The sequence below is a fragment of the Paracoccus sp. (in: a-proteobacteria) genome, from assembly GCF_046462195.1.
Lineage (GTDB): Bacteria > Pseudomonadota > Alphaproteobacteria > Rhodobacterales > Rhodobacteraceae > Paracoccus.
Window position 1 is genome coordinate 1 of sequence record NZ_JBKGUN010000273.1, and the last position, 7,391, is coordinate 7,391.

The following is a 7,391-nucleotide window of genomic DNA, read 5'->3' on the forward strand; positions in this document are numbered from 1 at the left end:
GTCCGGCAAGACAAAGGAGAGGGAAGCACGGACGGTGTCGGTCCCGCCGTTCGCGGCCTCGATGACCTGATCGCCCCCGTTGTCGACGATGTAGGTATCGTCACCGGCACCGCCTTCCATCGTGTCCGCACCGGGGCCGCCATCAAGGATGTTGTTGCCGGCGTTGCCCGTCAGGCGGTTGTCCAAGGCATTGCCTGTGCCCTGCGTGTCCATGCTCCCGGTCAGGACGAGGTTGGTGACATGATCCGGCAGCACGTGGGAGCGCTCTGAGAAGGTGGTGATGGTTCCGTCAGTGTCCACCTCCTCCGTTGGATCAGGGTCTGCCGGATCCGTGGGCATGGCTATGGACGCCTCCGGGTCAATGCCGTAGCTGCTGCCGTACTCGCCGGGCCGAACCTCGGCCCCGAGAATGCGTGCCACCAGCGGTTCACCGGGATCCGTCCAGACCCCCGCCCATATCTCCTGCTCCGGCTGCACCGACCAAAGGTTGATATAGCTCTTCATGGGGCCGATGCTCCAGACACCGCCCGGCATGTTGGCGCCCGTGAACTCGCCCACGACCTTGCCGTCGATGTAGAAGACGCCCTTCTCTTCGGTGACCGTCACCTCGTAGGTGTGAACCCCTTCCGAGGCGTCAAAGCCCAGGTCGATGAACACCGGCTTCAGACCGTGCTGGTCAAGCGTCACATGTTCTCCCGCTGCGTTCAGCATGTGGATGTTGAGCTGCACCCGCGTTGTGTCGGCCCCCACGAACTCGAAGTCGAACTCGACCCAAGGCTGGTTTTCCCAATCCGATTTGTAGGTGAAGAGGCCGAACACCGCCCCAGGCGCCATCTCCGGCGCCTGCACGGTCCAGCCCCAGGTACCCGTGGTGGCCTCCTGCGCGGACTGAACCTCACCTGCCTGATAAGGATGGTCGGAGCCCGCAGGCGCGCGCCCGAGCACCAGCTCGATGCCACCATCGGCCGCGACCCGCACGTTGTCGGGGGACCATTGCAGGATACTCGACTGCCCTGCCGGCCACTCGGACATCAGCCATCCGTCCGCCCCATAGGACTGCCAGAAGCCATAAAGATCGAGCGCCGGATCGGCGCTGGTTGGTAACGTTGTCATGGATCACGTGCCTTGGATCATCCGCCTGACATTCCAGCGTCCCACAGGCGGTAGCGGGAAGGCCGTCGAATCATCTGCACAAAACAATTCTGCGCGCCCTATAGCACAATGCCACATTGATACAACTTAAAGATGTGTTGAATGATGAATCCTCTCCGCGGCAGGATTCCTATGGCTAAAGCAAGTGTAGCTTATCCCGGCTTCATAAGACACATCGTCGAATATTGATGAACCGAATAATGCGCAGGCACGCACGTCCACAATCAGCAAGGTCTGCCAGAGTCATCGTTTCTGCGTTTCCCCTGTCTGATTTCCTCATCCTTCAAGGTGATTATAACTCAGGTTGGAGCATCCTTGACTGTGTGATTGCAGGGAGCTCACGGTCGGAGAAAGGCGGTGTCGTCTTGGCACCAGAGGGCCGTTTGTCCTTGGATCGTTTGGGTGAAAGCAATGCTCACCTTATGATACCGAGCATTTTAACCGTTAACTTGTCTTTAACCCCGTTCGCTGCGACAGCATCCTTTTGTGGAAGGGAGGCATCATGGATGCAGGCGACTGCCTTCAAAGGCCGACCATGGTTAACGAGAGCAAAATGATAAGCAGTGAAAGCCGCCCTCGCAGCGGGGGCTGGAAGATGACCTTTGAGCGGGCTCAGGTCGCGATGATCCTGATGATAACGTCGGTCCTCTTCCTGCCGGCGCTCAGTTCTGATGGTGCGTCTATCAAGCCGGTGCTTTCCGGGCCCGGCAGGGTGGAGCATTCTCAAGTGTCTGGCAGGGACGGCGCTTCGGATGACATACGACCGGCCCCGTCACCCCAAGTTCTTGATTGCGACAGCACCACGATCTCATGGCGCGCCCCGATCTGGGCCGAAAGCTTTGTGAGGGAGCACTTCAGGCTGCCTGCGACAGCCCAGATCAGCCGCGAGAAAATGAAGCTGGAGCGCTCGAACGATTGGCAGGAATGTCTTTACACCCTTGTCGGCAGCGCGCGGACCCTCGATGGACATCAGCCTGAACGTGTCACACGTTATGCTGCCACAGTTCGTTATGACCATGCAGCAGCAAGCTGGTCGTCCGTCAAGATCGTCGTTGAAGCTCCGTGACGCTCGTTTCTTGCTGCAGCCCGTCGACGTCCTCAAAATGACCTGAAGGAGAGAGCTTTCGATAAGCTGCTTCGGAAGAAGCGAACAGGTTTCGCAGCAGATGCGACCATGATTGGTGCATTCGGCCACTGCCCTGGCTGTCGCAGGCCTGCCGTGCAGCCTCGCCCGGTCCATGGCCTTCAGGTCCAAGTGCTTGGCCCGGTCTACAGACACGGGTCCAAGCATGATGTCTCTTTCCCACAGCAACGCACGAATGATGGCGCCATGCTGGTTCAACCCTAGGATGTTTCCCCCATTCATGGTTAAGCTTCCGGTGCTCAAACAGGACAAAGGGAAGAGGCGATGGCGTGGGGTGGAACAATCGGCGGTGCTGCAGGCCTTGCCTGCCTTCTGTGTCAAGCTGCCGCTGCTGACGGCTATTTTCTCCAAGGGGACGCAGGGACACGAACGCAGTCCGTTGTCGCCTCCGCAAGCCGCGGGCCCCTGAACTACGGGTTCAACATTTCCAACTATGACGAGGGGCACTCGAGCGCGATCAGTCTCACATACACGATCCCGCTGGCGGAGGTTGCCGTTCTGAAGGCCGGGCCAACCCTTGGCCTTCAGCACGAACAGGACAAAGGCAATGACCTTCAGGCGGGGCTCAAGCTGTCGGTGGAACGGTACATGGCGACAGGTTTCGGGTCGACCTATGCCTTGATCGACGTGAGCACGGTCCACCATTCCTGGTTCCTGCTCGGCCAGATGACCTTGGCGCCGGCCAATATCGGGGTGGAGCTGTCACGCGGGGGGAGCGACAGTTACCACGAGACCACGCTCGCCCTCCAGAAGCGCGTCGCAGATGGGCCCTTCAGCATACGCGTCGGCTACAAGCTGACGTCCGAAGAACTCTTCGCCGGCTTTTCCATCAACACGTTCTGAGGCCTCCATGACCCAGCTGCCGAACCTGACCCTGCGCAAGTCCGTCACCGGCTTTGCCTTGCTGTGCCTTCTGGTGATGTTCCTGGTCCCCATGGGGTTCGCCTATCTGAGAGGAGATCGTTTCACCGACAGTACCCTGGACTTCGCAGCCCGCTTCCGCACCACCGCTGCGGCAGGAGAACTTGCCCGGACGCTGGAGCGGGACTGGCGCGATCTTGTTTTTCTGTCAGAACGGGTGAATGGACTGAGCCCGGACCAGCTGACCCACCTGATGACCGGAGCCGGCGGGGACGGCAGCCGGATCTCCTGGGTGGGCTATGCGGATCTCAGCGGCAGGGTGGTCGCCGCGACCGACGGGCTGTTGATCGGGCAGGATGTCAGTGGGCGGCCCTGGTATCGCAACGGGCTGAACGGCGGGTTTGCGGGAGATGTGCACGATGCCGTTCTGCTGGCCCAGCTTCTGGGAGGGGAGGGCGAAAACCCTCTGCGCTTCATCGATTTGGCGAGACCCGTGAGTCATGCCAATGGCGATCTTGCGGGCGTTCTGGGGATGCATATCAATGCAGCCTGGCTCCAAGATTACCTGAGCGAAGCCGCCGAAGCCTTTGGCATCGACCTTTACCTGATCAACCCGAACGGGGTGATCTCCGCCTCGTCTGCGGATGAGGCTCCCAATGCGGCCGAGCTGCAGATCCTGCGTGCCGCTCAGACCGGGGTCCAGGCGGGAGGACGAGAAACCTGGCCAGACGGACGCGACTACTTTTCGGCTCTGGTGCCGCAGGTGACCTCCGGGGACCTCCCGAACTTCGGCTGGCGGCTGGTGGGGCGGCTGGATGCCAGCAGCGTCAATTTCGGCATCGACCTGATCCGGAACGGGGCGCTTTATGCACTCGGGCTGGTGGTCGCCCTGATCGCCCTGCTGACACTTCTTCTGACACGGATCGTCATGACCCCCATTGCGCAGCTTGCGGCGTCCGCACAGCGCATTGCGGAAGGGTCGCAAGAGTACCCTGCAAATTCGCGGACAACCTGTGAAGCCGCCCAACTGTCAACGGCATTGGCCCGGCTTCAGCAGGATTGCATCAGCGACGTTCGCTGAAGGTCAGGCGGCTTCCCAGGCCGGCCAGCAGTCCGCCGATCCGCGCCCGGCTCGTCCCCGGTGCGGCACCCTCCGCGTAAAAGCGCACCAGCAGGGCTTCCCGCTGCGCCGCCGTGGGTTTCAACCGCACCCGGTTTCCGTCCACGGTCTGCGCAACAACCTCGACGGCGATGTCACCCACATCCTGCAGACGCAGGGTTCCTGCCGTTCCCACCTCATGGATCTTGCCGCGCAACCGTGCCTCCTCCATGGTCAGCGAACTGATCCATTGGCGGCGGACATCGCCGGGTGTGATCAGGATGCCGCGGTCGGGCAGATCGGCGATGTGTCTTTCCCGCCGCGGCAGTTCCACGCAAGCCAGAACCGTGATGGACAGCACAAGGACGTTGTAGATCGTCCAGAAGAGCACCACCCATTTGCCATCACCGGCATCATTGTAGGCGAAACGGTCAAAGACGATCCCCAGAATCAGGGCAAGGATCGTCAGGATCAGCAGCGTCAGGAAGGGAGCCATCATCTGCCATTGAACGATGACCCTGGTGCGGTCTCCGCCTTTTGCGGTGACGGAAAAGGGATGGCCCCTGGGACGGAAGAGACCGGTGATGGCCGCCCGGCTGATGGGGATGGCGCCGATCAACTGACCGACATCATGAAGGATGGGAACGACCATGCCCGGCATCAGCACCCGTTGAACCATCTGCGACCAAAGAAAGAAGCAGCCGAAGTAGGTGAGCACGTCAGGCAGCGAGGCGTTCACGACGATTGTTCCGAAATACCAGTAAAGGAGAGGGTATACGATCACCGCGAGGCGGAACGGAAAGCTTGTCATCCAGAACAGGACGGAATCCACCACACTCCAGCGGTCTCGCAGGCGCAGGTTGTTGTGGGCCAGGGGACCGAGGCGCGACCGGGCGATCTGCATCAGCCCCAGGCACCACCGTGCACGCTGCGTGACATACTCCTTGAGACCTTCGGGTGCCAGGCCTTCCGTCAGCGGCTCGGACAGGTAGACGGAGGTCCACCCCTTGTCCTGCAGGTCCAGCGTCAGCATGAAGTCCTCGGTCACGCTTTCCGTCGGCAGGCCGCCGATATCCCTCAAGGCTGTCCAGCGACAGACTGACGAGGTTCCGCAGCAGAAGGCGATCCCCCAGCCGTCGCGCGAGGGCTGCATGTGGTCGAAGAAGAAGCGCTGCTCGTCCGGATAAGAGCGGCTGATGCCCAGGTTGTGCTGGATCGGGTCGGCGTTGAAGAAGTGCTGGGGCGTTTGCACCAATCCCACAGCCGGGTCATGAAACAGCGCCAGACAGCGCGAGATGAAGCCACGATGCGGCACGAAGTCTGCATCCAGAACGGCAACGAAATCCGGCGGCACCGGATCCTCTGCCAGGCGATCCAGCGCGTGGTTGATGTTGCCGGCCTTGGATCCCTTGTTGTCGGGCCGGCGCATGTAGCGCACGCCCTGCCGGGCGCAATAATCCCGCAGCCAGTCGCGGCGGCTGTCATCGAGAACCAGAACCTCCTTGTTCTTGTGCCGCAGCGCCTGCGCTCCGACAATGGTACGCTCCAGCACATCCAGTTCTTCGTTGTAGGTGGCGATCAGGATGGCCACGCGCGGCTCGTTCTCCCCCCACCACCCGGCATGCGCATCTGCTTCCGCGCTGCGCAGGCGAAGACGCGACATGATCACGAGCGAACTGACCGAGCCGATCATGGCCAGAAGCTCGAAAGCGAACAGCGACCAGCTGGCGAACATGTCAACAGACAGGCCGGCAGGAGACAAGGTTTCGGTCCCACGCCACCAGATGTAGCGCATGGCAAGCACAAACGTGCCTGTCAGCAGGATCGTCCGGTGCAGGTTGTTTCGTATATCCACCCAGTAGGGCAGGATCAGCCCGGCACCCAGGACCAGCAGCAGGTGGACGGTGCTCGAGCCGAGTTCGCTGACATACAAGAACGTGGGCATCTCAGCGGAACAGTCCGCGAAGCCCATCCAGCGGGCGGGTCTCGAAGAAGGCCCGGCCGGTCCGGCCGATCATGCAGCCTTCCGCGCCGCTCTGCCGAAGGGCCGGGACGATCAGGGTCACGTCAAAGCGTTCAAGATGACGCTGGCCCGGCGCAACCGCCAGATTGCGATAGATCGTCGACGCGCCGCTGCCTGCCAGGCGGCTGATCGTCGCCTCATGGACCTCTGACGATCCGCCAGGCCGAAAATGGGCCGCCTGTCCGATGGCAAGGCTGTTGAAGACGCGTTCAGTCACCGACAGCGTCACCATCGCTGCCTGGCAGTCGACCAGGCGCAGAACAGGGTCGCCGCGCTGGACGTTCACGCCGTTGGCTTCGAGAATTTCCCAGAAAAGCCCTTCCACAGGCGCCTGGAGCTCTCCTCCTGTCAGCCCGTTCACCCGGATCCGTTCCCGGTCGACCCGCTCCTGAACCGCGGCGGTGCGCTCTTCCGCCTCCGCGAGGCGGGAGGCGAGGGCGGCAATCTCGCTGTCCAGCTCCACGACCCGCTGCTCGGCATTGGGCGCATCGTTATACCCATCACCCAGGAAGACATGCGCTTGCGCGGCTTGCAGGGCGATGCGCAGGACCGCGACCCTTTCCCGTGCGTGACTGAGGACCAAAGCCTCCAGCCGCGGCTCCGCCGGCAGCCTGCCGCTTTCTTCGTCCACCGCGGCAAGCAGCTGCTGATCGCTCACGGCGGGTGCTGCTCCGCCAGCTTCCAGAATGGCCAGACGGGCTTGGGCATGATCCAGCCGCTCACGCAGTTCTTCCAGCCGCCGCGCCCGGTAGATCCGGGTCCGTTCCACCAGTCCTTCGCGGACGGATCGTGTTTCCGACAAAAGGGCAGCGATTTGTGCTTGCGCCGCTTCTTCCAGACGGACCTCCATCAACAGGTCGTCCAGCCGGACGCGATCCACGATCGGGTCTTCGACGCTGGCAAGGATCTCACCCTGTGCCACCCAGGAACCCAGCTGACGCGTCGGCATCCGCAGATTGCCTGCAACAGGAGCGCGAACCGTCACAACCGGTGCATTGACGACTGCATCTGCACTGGCACCGGACATCTGTTCGCCCACGATGATCCAAAGCGCAACGACGACAGCCAACAGGCCGATGATCAGTCTTCCGTACTTCATGAATGCGTCACCT

The 7,391-nt window shown here is 61.8% G+C and carries 6 protein-coding genes; 3 read left to right on the forward strand and 3 right to left on the reverse strand.

The features are described 5' to 3' along the window. Positions 1 to 1,113: family 16 glycosylhydrolase (locus ACLHHB_RS16470; RefSeq protein WP_410219367.1), on the reverse strand; the 1,113-nt coding region annotated here is incomplete at its 3' end. 541 nt (positions 1,114 to 1,654) lie between these two features. Between ACLHHB_RS16470 and ACLHHB_RS16475 the strand changes: the two genes are divergently transcribed. From ACLHHB_RS16475 to ACLHHB_RS16485, 3 genes are all read left to right on the forward strand, one after another. Beyond that, on the forward strand, positions 1,655 to 2,218 hold the full coding sequence (locus ACLHHB_RS16475; protein WP_410219368.1) for a hypothetical protein: 564 nt from the start codon (positions 1,655 to 1,657) through the stop codon (positions 2,216 to 2,218). A 342-nt stretch (positions 2,219 to 2,560) separates the two neighbouring features. Next, complete coding sequence (locus ACLHHB_RS16480) at positions 2,561 to 3,139, forward strand: hypothetical protein (protein ID WP_410219369.1); 579 nt, start codon at positions 2,561 to 2,563, stop codon at positions 3,137 to 3,139. 7 nt (positions 3,140 to 3,146) lie between these two features. After that, positions 3,147 to 4,238 carry a cache domain-containing protein gene (locus ACLHHB_RS16485; protein WP_410219370.1) on the forward strand — a complete coding sequence of 364 codons (1,092 nt, stop codon included), beginning with the start codon at positions 3,147 to 3,149 and terminating at the stop codon, positions 4,236 to 4,238. On the opposite strand, the gene ACLHHB_RS16490 is transcribed toward ACLHHB_RS16485, so the two are convergent. Together ACLHHB_RS16490 and ACLHHB_RS16495 are read right to left on the reverse strand one after the other, a co-directional pair. Then, entirely contained in the window at positions 4,222 to 6,201 is a 1,980-nt protein-coding gene (locus tag ACLHHB_RS16490) for a glycosyltransferase (protein ID WP_410219371.1), read from the reverse strand. The two genes, ACLHHB_RS16485 and ACLHHB_RS16490, sit on opposite strands and share 17 nt — an antisense overlap. Position 6,202: 1 nt before the next feature. Further along, positions 6,203 to 7,391, reverse strand: a 1,189-nt coding sequence (locus tag ACLHHB_RS16495) for an HlyD family efflux transporter periplasmic adaptor subunit (protein ID WP_410219372.1), incomplete at its 5' end; no start/stop codon positions are given.

Bases quoted from the DNA above. Each gene is read 5' to 3' on its own strand.
- ACLHHB_RS16475 (WP_410219368.1), top strand. From the start codon at position 1,655: ATGGATGCAGGCGACTGCCTTCAAAGGCCGACCATGGTTAACGAGAGC.
- ACLHHB_RS16480 (WP_410219369.1), top strand. From the start codon at position 2,561: ATGGCGTGGGGTGGAACAATCGGCGGTGCTGCAGGCCTTGCCTGCCTT.
- ACLHHB_RS16485 (WP_410219370.1), top strand. From the start codon at position 3,147: ATGACCCAGCTGCCGAACCTGACCCTGCGCAAGTCCGTCACCGGCTTT.
- ACLHHB_RS16490 (WP_410219371.1), bottom strand. From the start codon at position 6,201: ATGCCCACGTTCTTGTATGTCAGCGAACTCGGCTCGAGCACCGTCCAC.